Raw genomic sequence first — 21,083 nt, forward strand, 5'->3', positions numbered from 1 at the left:
AGGGAGCCATAGCGAAGGGCCGGGAAGCCGAAGAGGATAGTCTTGAAGAACCGGATTGTCCTCTTTGGTTTGGCCAGCCTGGTCTTGCTATGTTTCGTCGCAGCAGGCGGCTATCTCTATTTCAGGGCGTTCTCACCGGACCGCGATAAATATCCGGTCAGGGGCATCGATGTCTCCCATCATCAGGGCCAGATCGACTGGCGGCGTGTTGCCGCCGACGATGTCGCCTTTGCCGTCATCAAGGCGACCGAAGGCGGCGATCATGTCGACGATGCCTTTGCGAGGAATCTGGAGGAGGCCCGCGCCGCTGGTCTCGCCGTTGGCGCCTACCACTTCTTCACCTTCTGCCGGCCTGGCGCCGACCAGGCGAAGAATTTCATCTCGGTTGTGCCGCACGATCAGCCGCTGCTGCCGCCGGTCGTCGACATCGAATTCGGCGGCAACTGCCCGCAACGGCCGACGCCCGAGCAACTGAGCGCCGAACTGGCCGCATTCCTTGCTCCAGTCGAGGCGGCGTTCGGCAAGCCCGCGATTGTCTACCTGACCGATGAGGCAGCACAGACCTATGCCGGACGCATCGCTGCCCGTCCGCTCTGGCTTCGCTCATTGCTCCTGGAGCCGGATCGCGACGACTGGATCTACTGGCAATACCACAACAGGGGGCGCGTCGATGGCATCAATGGCGATGTCGACCTGAATGTGCTGCAGGGTGGGCCGGCCGTGCTGGCTGCGCTGTCTGCGGCGGGATTGCTCACTCCCGAGGCTCCATTATCCCCCTGAACCCGGTGAAGTTATTCATGCCGCTGCTTGGGGAACCTCCGGCGCGAGCGTGACATTGGCATCGCCCCAGATTTTCAGGGCGGTGATCACTGGCTCCAGGCTTCTGCCGCGCGGTGTCAGGCTGTATTCCACCTTCGGCGGTACCTGTGCATAGACCTTGCGGGCAATCAGCCCGTCCGTCTCCAACTCGCGCAACTGGTTGGTCAGCATGCGCTGCGTGCAGTTCGGAATGCGTCGGCGGATCTCGTTGAAGCGCATCGTGCCCTCGAACAGATGGTAGAGCACGACGCCTTTCCACTTTCCGTCGATATAGCGCAGCGTTCCCTCCACGGTGCAGCCGGGGCTGCAATCAAATCGCTCATGGCGAACGCGTGGCATGACGGTATCCTTTTCGACACTATGTGCTTTATATGTGCATTCTTGCGGATGAAGATCGTAGACGGCATCTCTATCCCACACAACATGGAGAAGAAGATGCGCGCCGTCGGCTATCAAATCCCAGCCCCCATCACCGATGAGACCTCTCTTGTCGATATCGACCTGCCCAAGCCAGTGCCGAAAAGCCGTCAACTGCTGGTCGAGGTGAAGGCGATCTCGGTCAACCCGGTCGATACAAAGGTGCGACGTAGCGCCAGACCCGAAGCCGGAACGTGGCGGGTGCTCGGCTGGGACGCCGCCGGCCGGGTCGTTGCGACCGGTCCGGACGCCAGCCTGTTCAAACCGGGTGACGATGTCTTTTATTCCGGCGCGCTGGCGCCGCAAGGCACCAATGCCGAGTTCCATCTTGTCGATGAACGCCTTGTCGGCCGCAAGCCCGGCTCGCTCGACTATGCGCAGGCGGCGGCGCTGCCGCTGACGGCGGTTACAGCCTTCGAGGCGCTGTTCGACCGCCTCGATGTCAAGAAGCCTGTTGCGGGCGTCGCAAACGCCATCCTGATCATCGGCGGCGCCGGTGGCGTTGGCTCGATCACGGTGCAGCTTGCGCGCCAACTGACCGATCTGACTGTGATCGCCACCGCCTCAAGGCCCGAGACGCGCGACTGGGTCCTTGGCCTTGGCGCTCATCATGTCGTCGACCACTCCAGGCCACTCGCTGCTGAAGTGGCAGCCCTCGGCATCGGCGCGCCGGCCTTTGTGTTCTCGACAACCAACACCGACCGGCACCTGGCTGAGATTGCCGAATTGATCGCGCCGCAGGGCCGCTTTGGGTTGATCGACGATCCCCAGACGCTCGACATCAATCCGTTCAAGCGCAAGAGCGTTTCGGTCCATTGGGAACTGATGTTCACCCGCTCACTGTTCGAGACGCAGGACATGGCCGCACAGGGTAAGCATCTGAACGAACTGTCCCGGCTTGTCGACGCAGGCACCATCCGCACGACACTGGGCGAGACCTTCGGTCCTATCAATGCCGCCAATCTGAAGCGCGCCCATGCGCTGATCGAGACCGGCAAGGCCAAGGGCAAGATCGTGCTGGAGGGTTTCTGACTGAGGTCGAATCTAGCCTTGCAGAAACGCCGCGATCTTACTGAAAACGCTGACGAACATCGCTTCGGTCAGCACGCCGGTGTTGGTGTTGTAGCGCGAGCAGTGATAGCTCGAAAACAGCGTGATGCCGCCGGCCGGTAGCTGTCCGCCATGCTTGAACGGGTAGGCAGCGACGCGCCCGCCGAGTGCCCGCACGGTCGACTGATGCGCGATCGATCCCAGTGCCAGCATGGCGCGCAGGTTGGGGAACCGGGCGATCGTCGGCACCAGGAATGTCCGGCAAGTGGCAATCTCGGCGCCCACCGGTTTGTTCTCCGGCGGCACGCAGCGCACCGCATTGGTGATCGCCGTGCCGACAAGCTCCAATCCGTCATCTGGCCGCGCCTTGAATTCACCGCGCGCAAAACCGTGCGAAATCAGCGTCGAGTAGAGCAGGTCGCCGGCATAGTCGCCGGTGAAAGGACGGCCGGTGCGGTTGGCGCCGCGCAGGCCGGGCGCCAGCCCGACGATCAGAAGCCGGACGGCATCGTCGCCTTCCGGCGGAAGGAAAGTCGGCACCGGAGCGTTGAACCAGGATGGCTCGCGCTGCCGCCACTCGGCGATGAAATCGTGGAGCCGCGGGCAGAGCGGGCAGTCGCGGCTGGGTTCGGAGGCGGAAAGGGCGGTCAAGGCAACCGGCCTCAGTAGTCGTCCTCGTCGACTTCAGCTGGCTCGGGGCGGCGCGCCGGCCGCTCGGACGGATCGCGGCCGACCTCGTTCTTCAATGTCGTCAGGTCGATGAAATGGTCAGCCTGGCGGCGCAGATCGTCGGAGATCATCGGCGGCTGGGAAGCCATAGTCGAGACGATCGACACCTTGCGGCCGCGCCGCTGCAGTGCCTCGACCAGCGTGCGGAAATCGCCGTCGCCGGAAAAGATGACGTAGTGGTCGACGACATCGGCGAGTTCCAGCGCATCGACCGTGAGCTCGATGTCCATATTGCCCTTGATCTTGCGGCGGCCGGTCGAGTCGGTGAATTCCTTGGCCGGCTTGGTGACCACCTTGAAGCCGTTGTAGTCGAGCCAGTCGATCAGCGGACGGATCGAGGAGTATTCCTGATCCTCGACCAGTGCCGTGTAGTAATAGGCGCGCAGCAGATAGCCACGCTTCTGGAAGCTCGACAGAAGCTTGCGATAGTCGATGTCGAAGCCGAGCGCACGCGACGTCGCATAAAGATTGGCGCCGTCGATGAATAGGGCGATTTTTTCACGAGGGTCGAACATGGAAAATATTCCTTCTCGAAATAAACGGCCGTCTAAACGAAATGCGATAGCGACGTTCGGTCAGGCTCATAATAAACCGGCCGACCTCTACGCCATCCGAGATAGCGCCAGTTTCGCGGCAATCCAAGGGCGTGTTGCCGCACTGCAAGCAATTGTGATCGGGACACCGAACGCATAAGTAAAGGCTGGTTTTGCCGAATCGGGCGTTCGAACGAAGGATTGGGCGCCCTGCGGCTCGGCCATTGCCATGATGCTTGTATTTTGGCGGCGTTCGGGTTATGGACCGCGCCTGTTTTCCATCAAATCCATCGCATGAAAGGGGCATCCATGGCCCGCGTAACCGTTGAAGATTGCATCGACAAGGTCGACAACCGCTTCGAGCTGGTGCTTTTGGCCGGCCACCGCGCCCGGCAGATCAGCCAGGGCGCGCCGATCACCGTGCCGCGTGACAACGACAAGAACCCGGTCGTGGCGCTGCGCGAGATCGCCGACGAGACGCTTTCGCCCGACGACCTCAAGGAAGACCTGATCCATTCGCTGCAGAAGCACGTCGAGGTCGACGAGCCCGAGGCCGATGGCGAGGCGATTGCCGATCAGACCGGCGCCGCCGTTGCGGCCACCGACGCCGATGACGCCGAGGAGAACATCACCTTCGACCGGATGACCGAGGAAGATCTCCTGGCCGGCATCGAGGGACTGGTGCCGCCGGAAAAGAGCGACGATTACTAAGCGAGCGCTCTGGACCTGCCTGGAATACGTTTCCGGCACTTCCGTCCAGTCAGTTTCGTGGCTATCTATGAGATGCGCCGTACGCTAGTGCGGCGCATCAATCATTTCAGCACCGCGAGATTCCGCCCATGATGCGTCAGTATGAGCTTGTCGAGCGCGTCCAGCGCTACAAGCCTGACGTCAACGAGGCGCTGCTCAACAAGGCCTATGTCTATGCCATGCAGAAGCATGGCCATCAGAAGCGCGCTTCCGGCGATCCCTATTTCTCACACCCGCTCGAAGTCGCCGCCATCCTCACTGAAATGCACATGGACGAGGCGACGATCGCGGTCGCCTTGCTGCACGACACCATCGAGGACACCACCGCGACGCGGGCCGAGATCGACGAGCTGTTCGGGCCCGAAATGGGCAAGCTGGTCGAGGGACTGACCAAGCTGAAGAAGCTCGACCTCGTGTCGAAGAAGGCCGAACAGGCGGAAAACCTGCGCAAGCTTCTGCTGGCGATTTCGGAAGACGTCCGCGTCCTTCTGGTCAAGCTCGCCGACCGTTTGCACAACATGCGCACCCTCGATCATATGCCGGAGGCCAAGCGCCTGCGCATCGCCGAGGAGACGATGGACATCTACGCGCCGCTGGCCGGGCGCATGGGCATGCAAGGCATGCGCGAGGAGCTGGAGGAGCTCGCCTTCCGCTACATCAATCCGGAAGCCTATCGCGCCGTCACCGCCCGGCTCGCAGAAATTTTCGAGCGCAACAAGGATGTGCTGTCCGATATCGAGAAGGCGCTATCCACGCTGTTCGAAAAGCATGAGATCAAGGCAGGTGTGAAGAGCCGCCAGAAGAAGCCGTGGTCGGTGTTCCGCAAGATGGAGGCCAAGGCGCTGTCGTTCGAGCAGCTGTCCGATATTTTCGGCTTCCGCGTCGTCGTCGACACGGTCGAGGATTGCTACCGGGCGCTTGGCGCCATCCACACCACATGGTCGATGGTGCCTGGCCGTTTCAAGGACTACATCTCGACGCCGAAGCAGAACGACTACCGGTCGATCCACACCACCATCGTCGGGCCGTCGCGCCAGCGCGTCGAACTGCAGATCCGCACCCGCGAGATGAACAAGATCGCCGAGTACGGCGTCGCTGCGCATTCGATCTACAAGGACACCGGCGGCAAGACGAATGGTGCTGCCCACGCCATCTCGAAGGAGACCAACGCCTATGCCTGGCTGCGGCGCACCATCGAGCAGCTTGCCGAGGGCGACAATCCCGAGGATTTCCTCGAGAACACCAAGCTTGAGCTGTTCCAGGACCAGGTGTTCTGCTTCACCCCGAAAGGCATGCTGATTGCGCTGCCGCGCGGTGCGACACCGATCGACTTTGCCTATGCGGTGCATACCGATGTCGGCGACACCTGCGTCGGCGCCAAGGTCAACGGCCGCATCATGCCGCTGATGACGGAACTGAAGAACGGCGACGAGGTCGAGATCATCCGCTCCAAGGCGCAGGTGCCGCCTGCGGCGTGGGAATCGGTCGTCGTCACCGGCAAGGCACGCTCGGCCATCCGCCGGGCCACCAAGAACGCCATCCGCAAGCAGTATTCGGGTCTTGGCATCCGTATCCTGGAACGCGCCTTCGAGCGCGCCGGCAAGACCTTCACCAAGGAGAGCCTGAAGCAGGTGCTGCACCGGCTGGCGCGCAAGGACATCGAGGATGTGCTGGCCTCGGTCGGGCGTGGCGAGCTTGCCTCCGCCGACGTCATGAAGGCAGTATTCCCCGACTACAAGGACGAGCGCGTCACCACGGCCGCACCCAAGCCGCGCGAGGAGGGCTGGTCGAAGATCCGCAATGCCGCCGGCATGCTGTTCCAGATTCCGGGCCGTGCCGCGCGCAAGGACAAGGACCAGCCGCGCGATGGCGCCGTGCCGATCCGCGGCGTGCGCGGCGACCTGCCGGTGCGTTTCGCGCCGGAAGGCGCGGTGCCTGGCGACCGCATCGTCGGCATCGTCCAGCCGGGCACCGGCATCACCATCTATCCGATCCAGTCGCCGGCGCTGCAGGCTTTCGACGACCAGCCCGAGCGCTGGATCGACGTGCGCTGGGACATTGACGAGCGCACCAAGGAGCGTTTTCCGGCGCGCGTCTCGGTCACCGCCATCAACGCACCAGGTTCGCTCGCCGATATCGCCCAGGTCGTTGCGTCGAACGATGCCAACATCCATACGCTGTCGATGGTCCGCACCGCGCCCGACTTCACCGAAATGCTGATCGATCTCGAAGTCTGGGATCTGAAGCACCTCAACCGGCTGCTGTCGCAGCTCAAGGACAATTCGAGCGTCAGCGATGCAAGGCGCGTGAACGGCTAGACCATGATCCCGAAAAGTGGGAACCGGTTTTCGGACAAGATCATGGTCAATCAAAAGAGGCAGACATGAACACCGATGAAGTGCTGGGCATTTTCCGCGAGGCGGGTGCTGTTCTGGAAGGGCATTTCATTTTGACCTCGGGCCTGCGCAGTCCCGTCTTCCTGCAGAAGGCACGCGTGTTCATGCATGCCGACAAGACCGAGCGGCTGTGCAGGGCGCTGGCGCAAAAGATCCGTGCGGCGGTACCTGGCAAGATCGACTATGTCGTCGGCCCGGCGATCGGCGGGCTGATCCCGGCTTACGAGACGTCGCGCCATCTCGGCGTGCCGGCGATCTGGGTCGAGCGGGAAGGGGGCGAGTTCCGCTTGCGCCGCTTCGAGATCGCCAGAGGTTCGCGCGTCGTCATTGTCGAGGACATCGTCACCACCGGCCTGTCGATCCGCGAGACCATCGAGTGCCTGCGCGAGCTTGGCACCGAAGTGGTTGCCGCCGCCTGCATCATCGACCGTTCGGCCGGCAAGACCGACGTCGGCGTGCCGCTGATCGCGCTCGCCGAATATGAGGTTCCGGCCTATCCGGCCGACCGGCTGCCACCGGAGTTGGCCGCCATTCCGGCGATCAAGCCCGGCAGCCGCAATATCTGACGAGGAGGCGGTGATGATCGCCGGCATCGATCATTTTGTGCTGACGGTCGCTTCGCTGGAGGTAACCTGCGCCTTTTATCAGCGTGTGCTTGGCTTTGAGCGCATCGATACGCCGGGTCGGCCGACGGCACTGGCTTTCGGCACCCAGAAGATCAATGTGCATGAGGTCGACCGCACCTTCGAGCCGAAAGCGAAGTCGCCAACGCCCGGATCAGCTGATTTCTGCCTCATCACTGCCCGGCCGCTCGCCGAGATATGCGCCAGCCTGGCGGCCAATGGGGTTGTCGTGGAAGCCGGGCCGGTCGAACGCATCGGGGCCCGAGGTCCGATGATGTCGGTCTATTTCCGCGACCCGGACGGCAATCTGGTCGAGGTCAGCGAATACCTGCCGTAGCTGCCGGCGACGCTGCACCTTTCGGTGATGCGACTGCCGGTTCCTTAAATTCGCCGCGATTGTCCAATGTTCGAAGCAAGACCTGCCACCCCGAAGGGCGGCAACAAGCGCGCCGCACAGACGGTGTTTGGTTGTTCTTGCGCCAGCGCGTCGTTATATAAGGTAGCGATTGCCATTGGGTGATCGTCAAGCGCAAGATGTGGCTGTCACGTCCGGCTTAAGCTGTCGGCGCGGAAGCTGTGGAACGGGAACAGAGTGCTTTTTCGACGCCGCAAGCCTGATGGTCTTTTCGAGCGGGTGCGTACCTACCTTTGGCCGCGCCGCTCGTTTTCGCGCTCGCTTCAGTATTTTTCCAAGCGCATCCTGCGGCTGAAGGCCACACCGCATGCGGTGGCGGCCGGCGTTGCGGCCGGCGTCTTCGCCTCTTTCTTTCCCGTCGGTTTCCATTTCATCATTGCCGCCATCCTGTGCTGGGTGATTGCCGGTAATCTGGTGGCGGCGGCCCTGGGCGCGGTTTTTTTCGGCAACCCGCTGACCTTTCCATTGCTGTGGGGCGCATCCTGGGAAACAGGCAAGCTCATCTTGCATGATCGGTTGCCGGCGCACGGCCCGCCGGCGCATCTGGGCGAGATGCTGCATAACCTCTCTTTTGCGCAATTGTGGAAGCCCATCCTTGAGCCGATGCTGATCGGCGCGGTGCCGCTCGGGCTGGTCTTCGGGCTGCTGTTCTACGCCATCACACGCTGGGGTATGAATGCCTTCCGCGAGCAGCGGCGCAAGCGCCTGGCCGAGCGTGCGCTCCGTCATGCGCAATCGTCCCATCCCAGCCCAAGCATCGGTTCCACCGCACGATGATCATCGGCATCGGCAGCGACCTGATCGATATCAGACGCATCGAAAAGTCGCTGGAGCGTCACGGCCAGCGTTTTATCCAGAGAATCTACACCGACCTCGAGCAGGCCCGCTCCGAAGGGCGCCGGGCGCGTGCGGCCTCCTATGCCAAGCGTTTCGCCGCCAAGGAGGCCTGCGCCAAGGCGTTGGGCACCGGTCTGGCACAGGGCGTGTTCTGGCGTGACATGGGTGTAGTCAACCTCCCCAGTGGCGCGCCGACCATGGCGCTGACTGGAGGGGCGCAGACCCGGCTGGGCAAAATCCTGCCAAAGGGCCACCGGGCGGCAATCCACCTCACCATCACGGATGATTTCCCGCTCGCTCAAGCCTTTGTGATCATCGAGGCGTTGCCCGTCGAAGAAGCGCCACATTGATTGCATCTGACGACCGGCATGACGTTGCCCAGCGCGCGCCGAGACTCTATACCATCCAACGCACAATCGAGGACGACATGAGCGTGGCTGAAAAATCCGAGAAGAAATCCGGCGGGCTTGGCGAGACCGTCAGCGTCATCGTCCAGGCGCTTTTGCTCGCCCTGGTCATCCGTACGCTGCTGTTTCAGCCTTTTTCGATCCCGTCGGGATCAATGCGGCCGACGCTTCTGGAAGGCGACTATCTGTTCGTCACCAAATGGTCCTACGGCTATTCGCGCTATTCGCTGCCTTTCGGCCCCGACATTTTTTCGGGCCGCATCTGGGGTTCCGAGCCCAAGCGCGGCGACGTGGCGGTGTTCAAGTTCCCGCCTGATCCGTCTGTCGACTACATCAAGCGCGTTGTCGGCCTGCCGGGTGACAAGATCCAGGTCAAGGACGGTCAGCTGTTCATCAATGGCGTCGGCGTGCCGCGCGTGAAGACCGGCCAGATCGACAATCCCGACATCACCGAGGAATCGCGCCCGATTGACGTCTATCGCGAAACCCTGCCCAACGGCGTCAGCTACGACACGCTCGACTTGAATTCGAACTCGATCGGCGACAACACGCGCGAATTCGACGTGCCGCCTGGCCATTATTTCATGATGGGCGACAACAGGGACAATTCCGCCGACAGCCGTTTCACCGTCGGCTACGTTCCCGAGGAAAATCTGGTTGGCCGCGCCAACCTTGTCTTCTTCTCGATCGCCGGCAAGGCGAGCCCGCTCGAAATCTGGAAATGGCCGTCGCTGATGCGCGCTTCGCGCCTGTTCCACTTCGTCAATTGATGGCTTTGAAGCGCCCGATAGGCGAAACACTGGCCGGTTTGGTGAAGGCCAAGACCGGCCATGTCTTCCAGGACATCCGACTGCTTGAGACCGCCTTGACGCATTCCAGTGCGGTCAAGGCGGCCAGCAACAATCAGCGCCTCGAATTCCTTGGCGACCGCGTGCTTGGGCTTGTCGTCGCCGACATGCTTTTCGAGAAATTTCCCGAAGCGCCGGAGGGGGAAATCGCCCCCCGCTTCAATGCGCTGGTCGATGCGCGGACATGCTCCGAGATCGGCATCGAAATGCAGTTGGAGGATCTGGTCCGGGCCGACGCTGCCTTGAAGATGCGGTCGCGTGGCTCGGGCGGAAACTATCTGGCGGATGCGGTCGAAGCTCTGATCGCGGCGGTTTACGTTGACGGTGGCATCGACGCCGCGCGGCGGTTTGTCCTGCGTTACTGGGAGCCGCGCTCGCGCACGGTCGTGGCAAAGCCGCTCAATCCGAAATCCGATTTGCAGGAATGGATTGCCAAGACCAGCGATGCGCGCCCCGAATATGTGATCGAAAAGCGCGAAGGCCCGGACCACCAGCCTGTCTTCACGGTGTCCTTGCAGGTCCGCGGCTTTGCGCCGATAAGCGGCGCTGGCGGCTCTCGCAGGGCCGCGGAAGAAGCGGCGGCTTCGGCATTTCTTTTGCGCGAAGGCGTCTGGGTCGATACATCGACCCAAAAATCGGAGGGCGCGCGGCGTCCTAATGAAGGGAGCGCGGCATGACCGCCACCGAAGAGCCGGCAACGGAAGCTGCCCACACGCATTCCGGTTTTGTCGCCCTGATCGGCGCGCCCAATGCGGGCAAGTCGACGCTGGTCAACCAGCTGGTCGGCGCCAAGGTGTCGATCGTCACGCACAAGGTGCAGACGACCCGCGCCATAGTGCGCGGCATCGCCACGCATGACAATGCGCAGATCGTTTTCGTCGACACGCCCGGCATCTTCAAGCCCAAGCGGCGGCTGGACACGGCGATGGTGACCACCGCCTGGGGCGGGGCCAAGGATGCCGATATCGTGCTGCTTTTGATCGACGCCGAGCGCGGCATCAGGGGCGACGCCGACGCCATTCTCGAGCGACTGAAGGATGTGCGCCAGCCGATGGTGCTGATCCTCAACAAGGTCGACCGGGTCAAGCACGAGGCGCTGCTGGCTTTGTCGGCGGCAGCAAACGAAAGGGTGCCGTTCAAGCGCACCTTCATGGTTTCGGCGCTGACCGGTTCCGGCTGCAAGGACGTTCTCGATTATCTGGCCGAGGCTCTGCCGGCCGGCCCCTGGTACTACCCGGAAGACCAGATCTCGGACCTGCCGATGCGCCAGCTCGCCGCCGAGATCACCCGCGAGAAGCTTTATCTCAGGTTGCATCAGGAACTGCCCTATTCCTCGCATATTGAGACCGAGAAATGGGAAGAGAAGCCGGATGGCTCGGTGCGCATCGACCAGACCATCTATGTCGAGCGCGACAGCCAGAAGAAGATCGTGCTCGGCCACAAGGGCGAGACCATCCGCGCCATCGGCCAGGCGGCGCGCATGGAGATAGCAGGCATCCTCGAACAGAAGGTGCACCTGTTCCTGTTCGTGAAGGTGCGCGAGAACTGGGGCGACGACCCCGAGCGCTACCGCGAAATGGGTCTTGAGTTCCCGCGCTAGGGCTTATGGACAGCAAGCCGAGCATCGACACGGCGCTTGTCAGCCGGCTGATCGCCACGCAGTTTCCCCGCTGGAAGAATCTTGCGGTCAGGCCGGTTGAATTTGGCGGCTGGGACAACAGGACTTTTCATCTCGGCGACGAGATGACCGTGCGGTTGCCGAGCGCGGCAGCCTATTCCCTGCAAGTGGAAAAGGAGCATCGCTGGCTGCCAAGGCTGGCGCCGCTGCTGCCGCTGCCTATCCCCGTGCCACTGGCGATGGGGGTGCCGGCTGGAACCTATCCCTGGCCTTGGTCCGTCTACCGCTGGATCGAAGGCGAGACGGCAAAGCGGGAGCGTGTTGCCGGCCTGTCGCAATTTGCGACTGACCTGGCCGCGTTCCTGGTCGCCTTGCAGCGGATCGATGCCACCGGCGGACCTGCGCCGGGACAACACAACTTCTTTCGCGGTGGATCACTCAGCGTCTACGATGGCGAAGCCCGGCACGCGATTGCTGCCCTCGACGGCAAGATCGATACGGACGCAGCCAGCGCGGTGTGGGAGGCAGCACTTGCTGCGCCATGGCACGGCGCGCCGGTCTGGTTCCACGGTGACGTCAGTTGGGGAAATTTGTTGGTCGGGCAAGGCCGGTTGAGCGCGGTTATCGACTTCGGAACCTCCGGCGTCGGCGATCCCGCCTGCGATCTGGCGGTTGCCTGGACATTGTTTGAAGGCAAAAGCCGGGAGGCGTTTCGTGCCGACCTTCCGGCCGATGAGGCGATGTGGGCGCGCGGTCGTGGCTGGACGCTGTGGAAGGCGCTGATCACGGTCGCCGGACAGATAGACGTCAACCCGGTCGAGGTTGAAAAATCCCGGCATGTGATCGATGAAGTGCTTGCCGATCACGCGCAGCGGGTGACTTAAGCCGGCTTTCGCCACCACCGGCCTCTTGCTGAGGAATCGTCTTCAACAGTTGGCGTCTGTCACAATCAGAAACGCGACAGCGCCTCGCTGAGTTTCGATCGCTTCGGCAAGAAGCCAAGCTGCCTAGCCGGTGTCGCCCGGCGTTTCGTCACAGCAGAGCACCATTTGCCGGATTGGTGTCATCTGATGATCGGTGGGCGGAAAACAATCAGGCAGTTTTCACGGAAAACGGGGCATATATTTCGTATTCCTGGCGATATCACAGAAGAATTGCGTGCCGAAAAATATAGTTAGCCAGGAAATAATCTCAATATATATTGAATATATGACGTTGTGCCGATTGTGCCATAGCGCATTGGATAAGTGTTATTTGTGCAACACAGCATTAATCTGTTCACGGAATCGGCGTTATTTCGAAAATCGTCATTGAAGGCGGAAGATCGATGGGTATGTTCGCCCTCGAAAAGGGGAAGCGGTGCGAGCCTTTTTCGTTGTGGGGGTGAGGCGGGAAAACATTGCCGCCAGCCACAAATCCGAAGCCATTTAAAACTTTGACTGGAGAGGTCAGAAAATGAACATCAAGAGCCTCCTTCTCGGCTCAGCCGCGGCACTGATCGCGGTCAGTGGCGCGCGCGCGGCTGACGCTGTCGTCGTCGCCGAACCGGAGCCGGCCGAATACGTCAAGATCTGCGACGTCTACGGTGCCGGTTACTTCTATATCCCCGGCACCGAGACCTGCCTGCGCATCGGCGGCTATGTCCGTTATGACATCGGCGTCGGCGACGCCGGCTCGTTGGATGGTGTCAACCATGTCCCGGACCACATGGACGATGGTACTCATTCGACCTACTACAAGAACACCCGCTTCACGCTGAAGACCTGGACCGGTCAGGAGACCGAGCTCGGTACCCTGAAGACCTACACCGAGACCCGCTTCAACTTTGGAAACAGCTCCGGTGACTATGAAGATCAGACTCCGGCCAATAGCGATTGGCAGGGCCGCAACAAGTCTCTCTCGCTGCGTTTTGCCTGGATTCAGCTCGGCGGCTTGCGCGTCGGCAAAGACGATACGGCTTTCGATACGTTCATTGGCTATGCCGGTAACGTCATCCAGGATACGCTGGTTCCGTATGGCGGGCAGGAGAGCAACGTCGTTCAGTACTACTTCGACGCAGGCAATGGCTTTTCGGGGCTGGTCTCGCTCGAAGAAGGCACGGGCGCCAACACGATCGACAGCTATGTCCCGCATGTGGTCGGCGGCCTGAAGTACAAGGGCGACTGGGGTTCGATCACCGGCGTCGTCGCCTATGACAGCAACTATGAAGAAGTCGCCGGCAAGGTTCGCCTTGACGTGAAGGCAACCAACGAATTGTCGCTGTTCTTGATGGCCGGCTACGGCACGGATGACAACCTCACCGACTTCGGCACCGGTCGCGGCTTCTACAAGCAGTGGGGCGGTAACTGGGCAGTCTGGGGCGGTGGCACCTACAAGTTCAACGACAAGACCTCGTTCAACGCCCAGGTCTCCTATGACGACTGGAAGAACCTCGGCATCGCCGCTAACGTTGCCTACACCGTTGTGCCCGGCTTTACGGTCACGGCTGAAGTCGATTACCTCAATGCTGGAAAGTTCGACGACGCCGACTTCAGCAATTGGACCAAGGCCAACAAGAAGAGCAGCCTCGGCGGCATTCTCCGCTTCCAGCGCTCGTTCTAACGGACCGATTGACCTTACCAGACCGCCCGCAGCACATCGCTGCGGGCGGCTTTTTGTATGCTGATACGAGGTGCCGATCTGCCGGGCACCAACCCATACCTTGATTTCGCCATCCAACCGGTGAAAAGCTCCTTGTATGGAATGGCGCGACGAGGGAATCATTCTCGGCACCCGCAAGCATGGCGAAACCAGCGCCATTCTCGAGGTGATGACGCGCGCGCATGGCCGACATCTCGGCCTCGTTCGTGGTGGCCGCTCACGCAAGCAGCAGCCCGTTCTCCAACCCGGCAATCGCGTCGACCTGTTGTGGCGGGCACGCCTTGACGAACATCTCGGCACGTTCCAGGCCGAGGCGATCGAGATGAACGCGGCCCGGCTGATGGACAGCGCCGTCGCCGTCTACGGGTTGCAGACCATGGCCGCGCATCTGCGCCTGTTGCCCGAGCGCGACGCCCATGAAGGTCTCTACGAAACGCTTGCCGTGATGATCGTCCATCTCGACGATGCCGACGCCGCCGGCGAACTGGTCGCGCGCTTCGAGCTTCTGGTGCTGGACGAACTCGGCTTTGGCCTCGATCTCAGCCAATGCGCCGCGACCGGCACGCGGCAGGATCTTGCCTATGTCTCGCCAAAATCGGGTCGCGCGGTATCGCGCGAAGCAGGCTTGCCATGGCGCGACAAGATGCTGGCTCTGCCAGCCTTCCTGCAGCGCGGCTCCGGCCTGCGCGCCGATGCGGCAGCGGTCGACGACGCCTTCCGGCTGACCGGCTTCTTCTTCACCCGCCACGTCTATGAGCCGCGCGGCATCGAGCCGCCCGACGCTCGCGCCGGCTTCCTTGCCGCCTTGCGCAAGCACCACGCGCGCGGCAAGGCCATTGCCGGCGAGGACGCGGCCAGAGAAATCATCACATGAGCGAAGTCGAACTTTATCCCGGCCGGGTCTCGCCGCTTGGCCTCGGCACCATTCCGCATGCCGACATCCTGGAATACACCGGTCTTGAGCTGCTGCAGCGCATCGTCGACGGCAAGTATCCGGCGCCGCCGATCTCCTTCCAGCTCAGCTTCTCGCTGACCGAAGTGTCGGAAGGCCGTGCCGTGTTCCGTGGTATGCCCAACGAGCGCCACCTCAACCCGCTGGGCAGCGTGCATGGCGGCTGGGCGGCGACGCTGCTCGATTCGGCACTGGCCTGCGCCGTGCAGACGCTGCTCGAGAAGGGCGAGGCCTACACGACGGCTGAGTTCAAGGTGAATTTGACGCGGCCGATCACGCCGAAGACCGGCGAGGTGGTCTGCGAGGGCAAGGTTGTTCACAAAGGCCGCACGCTGGCGGTGTCGGAGGCGACGTTGAAGGATGCAGGCGGCAAGTTGCTGGCTTTCGGCACCGAAACATGCTCGATCTTTCCGGCCGCCAATCTGGCAGCGCGTTGAGTTTTGTGGTCGTTTGGCCAGCGCATTTGAGTGTCAGTGAGACTGAACGTCAGTGAAAACTGGCCTGGTTTGGGGGAACCGCCATGTTTGAAAGCCTGATCGGCCTTGTCGCCATCATCGCCTTGTTCGTCATCATTTCGCGCCAGCAGAACCGCATCGGCCTTGTCGAGCGCGAGCTTGGCGCGCTGCGCAGCCTGGTTCTTTCCGGCGCCGTGCCGCCCTTGGCCAAGCCGTCCGAACAGGCCGCGCCCGCCGATGTGATTCCAGCCGTTGCGGCAGCGGCCGACATTCCCTCGCCAGCGATGAGCGAGCCAATCGCCGCCCAGGCGCCAGCTATGGAAGTGGAAGCGCCAATCGGTGAGGTCGTATCCGGGCCATGGGCGCCAAGCGAGGCGGCGCCGAAAGCAGCGGAACCTGTAGCGCCGGCTGCCGCGGCGAAAGCCGCCCGCCAGTCCGATGTCGAAACCGCGCTCGGCACCCGCTGGGCTGTCTGGGTTGGCGGCATCGCGCTGGCGCTGGGCGGCCTGTTCCTGATCCGCTACACCATCGAGGCCGGCATTTTCGGCCCCGGGGTGCGGCTGACCATGGCCGGCGTGCTCGGCCTTGTGCTGGTCGCCGGCGGCGAGTTCATCCGCCGCACCGGCTTCAAAGTGCCGGTGCAAGGCGTTGCCGGCGCCTATATTCCAGCGATCCTGACTGCCGCCGGTGCCTTCATCCTGTTCGGCACCGTCTATGCCGCGCATGGCATTTACGGCTTCATTGGCCCGGCGCTCGCCTTCACGCTGCTCGGCGCCATCGGCGTGGCGACGATCGCAGCAGCCCTGGTCCATGGCCAGGCGCTGGCCGGCATCGGCCTCGTCGGCGCCATGGTGACCCCGGTGCTGATCGCCTCGCAGGCGCCCAATCCCTGGGCGCTGTTCGGCTATCTCGCGATCGTGCTCGCCGCCACTGGCGTCATCGCCCGCATGCGCGACTGGAAGTCGCTGATGGCGGCGGCCTTTTTCGGTACCGGCGTCTGGACCATCCTTTACATGACCGATGCACCGGGAGCGAACCTCTCTGCCATCCTGTTCATCGACGCCGTCACACTGGCCGTGCTCGCCCTTGTCTGGCTCGCTCGCCGTGGCGATGAAGCCGGGCCAGCCGGGGCTTTCGACTGGCCGTCCATCGTGCCTGGTCTGTTCGTCGCATTTTCGGCGCTGGGCCTGTCGGTCGACCCGGTCTTTGCCGCCGCCGGCTATGCCTTGCCGGGCGCCGTGGTGATCGCCGCAATGGTGGCCGTCGCGCTCTATCGTCCGCTGGCGCTGCCGCTCCTCTATGCGGCCGGACTGGTCACGGTGCTGATCTATCTCGGCATCATCCCGCCAACCTCGATCGCTTCCGATTTTTCGGGCGGTGCCCTGGGCGTCGATGGACTGCCCTTGGCCACGTCCAATGCGCTGACATTGCGCATCGGCATCGCACTTGGCCTGGTCTTCATCGGCGCCGGCTTCTGGGCCGCGCGCAGGTTCGCCGCCGGGACGCAAATCCGCGCGGCCTCATGGGCGGCGTGGGGCGTCATCGTGCCGCTGGTCATCCTGCTGGCACTCTGGTTCACCTTTGGCAATCTCGACCGCGACCTTGTCTACGCTGCCGCAGCAGTACTGCTGGTCGCGGTCTTCGCCGCCGGCGGCGAGTGGATCGCGCGGGCAGAAGAGCCGCCGCTCAAGGGCGGTATCGCGGTGTCGTTTGCCCTGGGCGGCGCGGCCATCGCCGGGCTCTTGATGCTGCATATGGCTTTCGATTCCGGCTGGACCACCATCCTGCTCGGTGCGGCGGCCATCGTGCCGGCGCTGGCCACGCGCTGGCGCTCCTATCCGGTGCTCGGCTGGATTTCGGTCGGCGCGGTAATCGCGGTGCTTGGCCGCGTCGCCTTCGACCCGACTATTGTCGGCGCCGAGTTCCTGTCGACGACACCGGTGTTCAACTGGCTGCTGCCGGGCTACGGCGTGCCGGCGCTCGCCTTCGGCTTTGCCGCCTGGCAGCTCGCCCGCACCACCAATGGCCGGCCACGCCTCGCCATGGAAGCGGCGGCAGCGCTGTTTGCGCTGCTCACGCTCGCCATGCTGGTGCGCCATGCCATGCATGGCGGCGTCATCGACACCGGCGCCATGACGCTCGCTGAACAGTCGATCTACACGCTGATCGCCATCGGCGCCGGCGCCATCCTCGTCGCCATCGACATCCGCTCGCCAAGCTCGGTGCTGCGCTACGGTTCGATGGCCGCCGGCGTGGTCTCCGTCGCCTTCATCGTTGTCAGGCACTTCGTGGTGCTGAACCCGTTGTTGTCAGACGAATCGACCGGCCAGATCCCGGTGTTCAACCTGTTGTTCCTTGGTTATCTCCTGCCGGCGGCGGCCGCCGGCGGGCTGGCGCTCTATGCGAGGGACAAGCGGCCGAAATGGTATACGCAGATGCTGGCTCTGGTGGCCGCAGTGCTTGCCTTCGCCTATGCCACGCTGTCGGTGAGGCGCCTGTTCAAGGGCGAATTCATCGGCCTGTGGAGCGGGCTTGGCCAACTGGAGACCTACACTTACTCGGCGCTCTGGCTGGTCATCGGCGTGGCGTTGCTCACAGCCGGCGTTTGGTTGAAATCGCAGGTGCTGCGCATTGCCTCGGCCGCGCTGATCGCGATCGCCGTGCTGAAAGTCTTCATCTTCGACATGTCGGAGCTTGAAGGCGTGCTACGGGCACTATCCTTCATCGGCCTTGGCGCGGTTTTGATCGGCATCGGCCTGTTTTATCAGCGGCTGCTGACACGGGCGGCGAAGGAAAACGGATAAAGGCAAGCAAGAACAATACGATTTTAGTCTGGCCGGGAATAAATCGGTCAATGAGCTCGTTATCTCATTGCTTGGGTGACCGGAGCGGCGGACCGCTTCGCGCTGGCCGCTTGCGCCGCGCCCGGAAGGCGCGTTCAATTGGGATCAACAAGGGCGACCACAGAACCAGCGGTCATGGACGAAAAGAAGGCAGCAATCCTTGGCGAAATACCGCGCCTGCGCCGCTACGCACGCTCGCTTTTGCGCGACCGCGACGCTGCCGACGATCTCGTCCAGGATTGCCTCGAGCGGGCGCTTGTGCGGCTCGACAACTGGCAGACAGGAGAAAGCCCCCGGAGGTGGCTGTTTACGATCATGCATCATTTGTTCATCGACCAGATGCGCAAGGTGAACCGTCGCGGCGAGGCAGCGATGTTGCCGCTGGAAGCGGGCGAGGCTGTTGCCCAGCCGGCCGAGCAGGTGGAGAGCATCGCGTCGCGCGAGATCATCGACGCATTGCAGGCGATCAGCCCCGACCGTCGCGCAGCCCTTGTCATGGTTGCCATCGAAGGTTTTTCCTATGCCGAAGCAGCCAACATTCTGGGCGTGCCTGCCGGCACGCTGATGTCGCGCATTGCGCGCGGGCGTGAGGAATTGCGCGGGTTGCTGGACGACACGGCGCGTCGCCGCGCGATAAGGATCGTCGAGAAATGATCCGCCGCGACTTTTCCGAACGTGACATCCACATGGCGCTCGATGGCGAGTTGCCCAGCGACGAGCGCGCCGCTTACGATGCCTGGCTCGACGCCAATCCCGAGATGAAAGCCAAGAGCGCCCGCTTCACCGCCGACCGGACGGCCTTGCGGGCGGCCTTCGCCGGCGTGCTGGACGAAGCCGTCCCGGCGCGGCTGCGCAAGGTCGTGCTCGGCGAGGCGCCGGTCAAGGCGGCTGTGCCAAGCTCGCGCTGGTGGCTTGCCGCAGCCGCTGCCGTACTTCTGGTCGCCGGAGGGCTTGGTGGCTACCTTGCCGGCGTCGACGGCATGGGGCAGGAGGATCCCGCGGAAGATCGGCTGGCCGAGCAGGCAATCGCGGCCCATGTCATCTATGCCGCCGAAAAGCGGCATGCCGTCGAAGTGCCGGCCAGCGACAAGGATCATCTGCAGACCTGGCTGTCCAACCGGATAGGGCTGAAGCTGGTGGCGCCGGATCTGACCGCGAACGGTTTCCAGTTGGTCGGCGGTCGGTTGCTTCCGGCGGGCGAGAACAAGGCCGCGATGCTGCTCTACGAGGACGACAAGGGCGAGCGTATATCCCTGTTCGTCACGGCGGAATCGGCGGAAAATGCCAAGGGCACCTACATCGCCGCGCAGGACGGACCCGAGGCCGTCTACTGGCTGGACAAGGGCTATGGCTGCGCCGTCGTCGGCTCGCTGCCGCGCGAGCAACTGGCCGTCGTGGCAAAGAGCGCCTATGGCCAGCTTCTGGCAGGCCTGGCCAGTTGAAAGGCGCCGCTTTTGGTGGTGGCGCCAGTCTGTAAATAGCGATCCTGTTCAAAGCGTTTTGCATCGCCGGGCTGCTGCCGAATCTGTCACAATTCGGCCCTATTCAAGGTGCGATAGCGCTTTGTGGCCATCAGTATTTCGGCTGATGTCCTGAACGTTTTTCAGTAGGGCATTTCCCACCACCAAATCGAGGTTTTCTCAAGCCGCATGCCTGCCGAGATCCGCACGGCCCGCGCGTCTGACGTCGATGATCTCGCCGCCATCGAGAAAGCTGTTTTCTCGAGCGACCGTATTTCCCGCCGTTCCTTCCGCCTGTTCATCGAGCGTGAAACCGCCGAGACGCTGGTCGCCGAAGTCGACGGCCGCGTGGCCGGCTATGCGATCGTGCTGTTTCGCAAGGGCAGCGGCGTGGCGCGCCTCTACTCGATTGCGACCGGTCCGTTCTTCGGTGGGCTGGGTGTTGGCCGCATGCTGCTCGGATCCGCCGAAGACGCCGCCTTCGAGCACGGCCGCATGATGCTGCGTCTGGAGGTGCGCGAGGACAACAGCCGCGCGATCCGCATCTACGAACAGGCCGGCTATCGCAAGATCGGCCGCGAACCCGGCTATTATGAGGATGGCGGGACAGCACTTCGCTACGAAAAGACCTTGCGCGGCGACATTCCGATTGCAACCAAGGTGCCGTTCTACCAGCAGACCTGCGAATTCACCTGCGGCCCGTGCTGCCTGATGATGGCGATGGCCAATTTCGACCGTGGCTTCGTGCCGGATCCGGTCATGGAAATCCGGCTGTGGCGTGAAGCGACGACCGTCTTCATGATGTCGGGTCCTGGCGGATGCGAACCATTCGGCCTCGCTGTCTCGGGGTACGAGAGCGGGCTTGCGGCGGAGATCTACGTGTCCTTCTACGGCGCGCTGTTTCTGCAATCGGTGCGTAGCGAGGACAAGCGTCGGGTGATGGAACTCGCTCAGGTCGACTTTCGCCGGCGCGCGGAACTTTACGGCATCCCGGTGAATTACCGTCCGTTCACCATCGATGATATCAGGGCTTCGATCGCGGAGGGAAAACTGGTGCTGGTGCTGATCAGCGGCTTCCTGATGTTCGGCAAAAAGGTGCCGCACTGGGTGCTGGCGATCGGCGATGACGGCGACCATATCCTGATCCACGACCCCTGGGTCGAGGACGAAAGGCAGGAGACCATCCTTGATGCCGCCAACATTCCAGTGCCTTACGGCATCTTCATGAACATGGCGCAGTTCGGCCGCGACGGACTGCGTGCCGCCATCACTCTGGGAAAGCGCTGATAAC

Annotated in this window: 22 protein-coding genes; 19 read left to right on the top strand and 3 right to left on the bottom strand. The window is 62.7% G+C overall.

The annotated features are described in order from the left end of the window. The first annotated feature begins 42 nt into the window (after window positions 1–42). The gene (locus C8D77_RS11945; RefSeq protein WP_109662671.1) at window positions 43–780 is read left to right on the top strand and encodes a glycoside hydrolase family 25 protein; all 738 of its coding nucleotides are present in this window, start codon (window positions 43–45) and stop codon (window positions 778–780) included. A gap of 15 nt (window positions 781–795) precedes the next feature. On the opposite strand, the gene C8D77_RS11950 is transcribed toward C8D77_RS11945, so the two are convergent. Then, window positions 796–1,158 (bottom strand): winged helix-turn-helix transcriptional regulator, encoded by a 363-nt coding sequence (locus C8D77_RS11950; protein WP_127264628.1) that lies wholly within the window; start codon window positions 1,156–1,158, stop codon window positions 796–798. 96 nt (window positions 1,159–1,254) lie between these two features. Here C8D77_RS11950 and C8D77_RS11955 point away from each other — a divergent pair, with 96 nt between their 5' ends. Further along, complete coding sequence (locus tag C8D77_RS11955) at window positions 1,255–2,268, top strand: zinc-binding alcohol dehydrogenase family protein (RefSeq protein ID WP_109663340.1); 1,014 nt, start codon at window positions 1,255–1,257, stop codon at window positions 2,266–2,268. Window positions 2,269–2,280: 12 nt separating this feature from the next. Here the strand turns inward: C8D77_RS11955 and C8D77_RS11960 are convergent, their stop codons facing one another. Together C8D77_RS11960 and C8D77_RS11965 are read right to left on the bottom strand one after the other, a co-directional pair. Then, on the bottom strand, window positions 2,281–2,937 hold the full coding sequence (locus C8D77_RS11960; RefSeq protein WP_109662675.1) for a uracil-DNA glycosylase: 657 nt from the start codon (window positions 2,935–2,937) through the stop codon (window positions 2,281–2,283). A gap of 11 nt (window positions 2,938–2,948) precedes the next feature. Then, window positions 2,949–3,530, bottom strand: a complete 582-nt coding sequence (locus C8D77_RS11965; protein WP_109662677.1) for a LabA-like NYN domain-containing protein — start codon at window positions 3,528–3,530, stop codon at window positions 2,949–2,951. 327 nt (window positions 3,531–3,857) lie between these two features. Here C8D77_RS11965 and rpoZ point away from each other — a divergent pair, with 327 nt between their 5' ends. The 17 genes from rpoZ (at window position 3,858) to C8D77_RS12050 (ending at window position 21,079) form a co-directional block, all read left to right on the top strand. Further along, a complete protein-coding gene (rpoZ, locus tag C8D77_RS11970) occupies window positions 3,858–4,259 on the top strand; it encodes a DNA-directed RNA polymerase subunit omega (protein ID WP_095086596.1) in 402 nt (133 codons plus the stop codon). A 128-nt stretch (window positions 4,260–4,387) separates the two neighbouring features. After that, window positions 4,388–6,616 carry a RelA/SpoT family protein gene (locus tag C8D77_RS11975; RefSeq protein WP_109662679.1) on the top strand — a complete coding sequence of 743 codons (2,229 nt, stop codon included), beginning with the start codon at window positions 4,388–4,390 and terminating at the stop codon, window positions 6,614–6,616. Window positions 6,617–6,681: 65 nt separating this feature from the next. Beyond that, the gene (pyrE, locus tag C8D77_RS11980) at window positions 6,682–7,260 is read left to right on the top strand and encodes an orotate phosphoribosyltransferase (RefSeq protein WP_109662681.1); all 579 of its coding nucleotides are present in this window, start codon (window positions 6,682–6,684) and stop codon (window positions 7,258–7,260) included. A 13-nt stretch (window positions 7,261–7,273) separates the two neighbouring features. Next, window positions 7,274–7,654, top strand: coding sequence for a VOC family protein (locus C8D77_RS11985; protein WP_215732055.1), 381 nt, complete (start codon window positions 7,274–7,276; stop codon window positions 7,652–7,654). 255 nt (window positions 7,655–7,909) lie between these two features. Next, window positions 7,910–8,509, top strand: coding sequence for a DUF2062 domain-containing protein (locus C8D77_RS11990; RefSeq protein ID WP_109662683.1), 600 nt, complete (start codon window positions 7,910–7,912; stop codon window positions 8,507–8,509). Further along, a complete protein-coding gene (acpS, locus tag C8D77_RS11995) occupies window positions 8,506–8,919 on the top strand; it encodes a holo-ACP synthase (protein ID WP_109662685.1) in 414 nt (137 codons plus the stop codon). The genes C8D77_RS11990 and acpS overlap by 4 nt, the downstream gene beginning before the upstream one ends. 77 nt (window positions 8,920–8,996) lie before the next feature. Next, a complete protein-coding gene (lepB, locus tag C8D77_RS12000) occupies window positions 8,997–9,746 on the top strand; it encodes a signal peptidase I (protein WP_109663347.1) in 750 nt (249 codons plus the stop codon). Continuing rightward, a complete protein-coding gene (gene rnc / locus C8D77_RS12005) occupies window positions 9,746–10,501 on the top strand; it encodes a ribonuclease III (protein ID WP_109662687.1) in 756 nt (251 codons plus the stop codon). Before lepB ends, rnc begins: the two co-directional genes overlap by 1 nt. Continuing rightward, window positions 10,498–11,424, top strand: coding sequence for a GTPase Era (gene era / locus C8D77_RS12010; protein WP_109662689.1), 927 nt, complete (start codon window positions 10,498–10,500; stop codon window positions 11,422–11,424). Before rnc ends, era begins: the two co-directional genes overlap by 4 nt. Window positions 11,425–11,429: 5 nt before the next feature. Then, window positions 11,430–12,326 (top strand): aminoglycoside phosphotransferase family protein, encoded by an 897-nt coding sequence (locus C8D77_RS12015; RefSeq protein WP_109662691.1) that lies wholly within the window; start codon window positions 11,430–11,432, stop codon window positions 12,324–12,326. Between the two features lie 571 nt (window positions 12,327–12,897). Beyond that, window positions 12,898–14,043: a porin gene (locus C8D77_RS12020; RefSeq protein ID WP_109662693.1), complete on the top strand. Its 1,146-nt coding sequence runs from the start codon at window positions 12,898–12,900 to the stop codon at window positions 14,041–14,043. 136 nt (window positions 14,044–14,179) lie between these two features. Next, a complete protein-coding gene (recO, locus tag C8D77_RS12025) occupies window positions 14,180–14,956 on the top strand; it encodes a DNA repair protein RecO (RefSeq protein WP_109662695.1) in 777 nt (258 codons plus the stop codon). Next, a complete protein-coding gene (locus C8D77_RS12030) occupies window positions 14,953–15,471 on the top strand; it encodes a PaaI family thioesterase (RefSeq protein WP_109662697.1) in 519 nt (172 codons plus the stop codon). Before recO ends, C8D77_RS12030 begins: the two co-directional genes overlap by 4 nt. A gap of 83 nt (window positions 15,472–15,554) precedes the next feature. Then, window positions 15,555–18,293, top strand: a complete 2,739-nt coding sequence (locus C8D77_RS12035) for a DUF2339 domain-containing protein (RefSeq protein WP_109662700.1) — start codon at window positions 15,555–15,557, stop codon at window positions 18,291–18,293. A 174-nt stretch (window positions 18,294–18,467) separates the two neighbouring features. Further along, the gene (locus tag C8D77_RS12040) at window positions 18,468–18,986 is read left to right on the top strand and encodes an RNA polymerase sigma factor (RefSeq protein WP_013532577.1); all 519 of its coding nucleotides are present in this window, start codon (window positions 18,468–18,470) and stop codon (window positions 18,984–18,986) included. Beyond that, complete coding sequence (locus C8D77_RS12045; RefSeq protein WP_109662703.1) at window positions 18,983–19,774, top strand: anti-sigma factor family protein; 792 nt, start codon at window positions 18,983–18,985, stop codon at window positions 19,772–19,774. The genes C8D77_RS12040 and C8D77_RS12045 overlap by 4 nt, the downstream gene beginning before the upstream one ends. Before the next feature lie 207 nt (window positions 19,775–19,981). Further along, entirely contained in the window at window positions 19,982–21,079 is a 1,098-nt protein-coding gene (locus tag C8D77_RS12050; protein WP_109662706.1) for a peptidase C39 family protein, read from the top strand. The last annotated feature ends 4 nt before the right edge of the window (window positions 21,080–21,083 follow it).

This window comes from Mesorhizobium loti (genome assembly GCF_003148495.1).
Lineage (GTDB): Bacteria > Pseudomonadota > Alphaproteobacteria > Rhizobiales > Rhizobiaceae > Mesorhizobium > Mesorhizobium loti.

Excerpts from the sequence above, each read along its gene's own strand:
- C8D77_RS11965 (WP_109662677.1), bottom strand. The coding sequence starts at position 3,530 with ATGTTCGACCCTCGTGAAAAAATCGCCCTATTCATCGACGGCGCCAAT.
- lepB (WP_109663347.1), top strand. The coding sequence starts at position 8,997 with ATGAGCGTGGCTGAAAAATCCGAGAAGAAATCCGGCGGGCTTGGCGAG.
- C8D77_RS11975 (WP_109662679.1), top strand. The coding sequence starts at position 4,388 with ATGATGCGTCAGTATGAGCTTGTCGAGCGCGTCCAGCGCTACAAGCCT.
- rnc (WP_109662687.1), top strand. The coding sequence starts at position 9,746 with ATGGCTTTGAAGCGCCCGATAGGCGAAACACTGGCCGGTTTGGTGAAG.
- C8D77_RS12040 (WP_013532577.1), top strand. The coding sequence starts at position 18,468 with ATGGACGAAAAGAAGGCAGCAATCCTTGGCGAAATACCGCGCCTGCGC.
- C8D77_RS12050 (WP_109662706.1), top strand. The coding sequence starts at position 19,982 with ATGCCTGCCGAGATCCGCACGGCCCGCGCGTCTGACGTCGATGATCTC.
- acpS (WP_109662685.1), top strand. The coding sequence starts at position 8,506 with ATGATCATCGGCATCGGCAGCGACCTGATCGATATCAGACGCATCGAA.
- C8D77_RS12045 (WP_109662703.1), top strand. The coding sequence starts at position 18,983 with ATGATCCGCCGCGACTTTTCCGAACGTGACATCCACATGGCGCTCGAT.
- C8D77_RS12030 (WP_109662697.1), top strand. The coding sequence starts at position 14,953 with ATGAGCGAAGTCGAACTTTATCCCGGCCGGGTCTCGCCGCTTGGCCTC.
- C8D77_RS11950 (WP_127264628.1), bottom strand. The coding sequence starts at position 1,158 with ATGCCACGCGTTCGCCATGAGCGATTTGATTGCAGCCCCGGCTGCACC.
- recO (WP_109662695.1), top strand. The coding sequence starts at position 14,180 with ATGGAATGGCGCGACGAGGGAATCATTCTCGGCACCCGCAAGCATGGC.
- pyrE (WP_109662681.1), top strand. The coding sequence starts at position 6,682 with ATGAACACCGATGAAGTGCTGGGCATTTTCCGCGAGGCGGGTGCTGTT.
- C8D77_RS12020 (WP_109662693.1), top strand. The coding sequence starts at position 12,898 with ATGAACATCAAGAGCCTCCTTCTCGGCTCAGCCGCGGCACTGATCGCG.
- C8D77_RS12015 (WP_109662691.1), top strand. The coding sequence starts at position 11,430 with ATGGACAGCAAGCCGAGCATCGACACGGCGCTTGTCAGCCGGCTGATC.
- C8D77_RS11985 (WP_215732055.1), top strand. The coding sequence starts at position 7,274 with ATGATCGCCGGCATCGATCATTTTGTGCTGACGGTCGCTTCGCTGGAG.
- rpoZ (WP_095086596.1), top strand. The coding sequence starts at position 3,858 with ATGGCCCGCGTAACCGTTGAAGATTGCATCGACAAGGTCGACAACCGC.
- C8D77_RS11955 (WP_109663340.1), top strand. The coding sequence starts at position 1,255 with ATGCGCGCCGTCGGCTATCAAATCCCAGCCCCCATCACCGATGAGACC.
- C8D77_RS12035 (WP_109662700.1), top strand. The coding sequence starts at position 15,555 with ATGTTTGAAAGCCTGATCGGCCTTGTCGCCATCATCGCCTTGTTCGTC.
- era (WP_109662689.1), top strand. The coding sequence starts at position 10,498 with ATGACCGCCACCGAAGAGCCGGCAACGGAAGCTGCCCACACGCATTCC.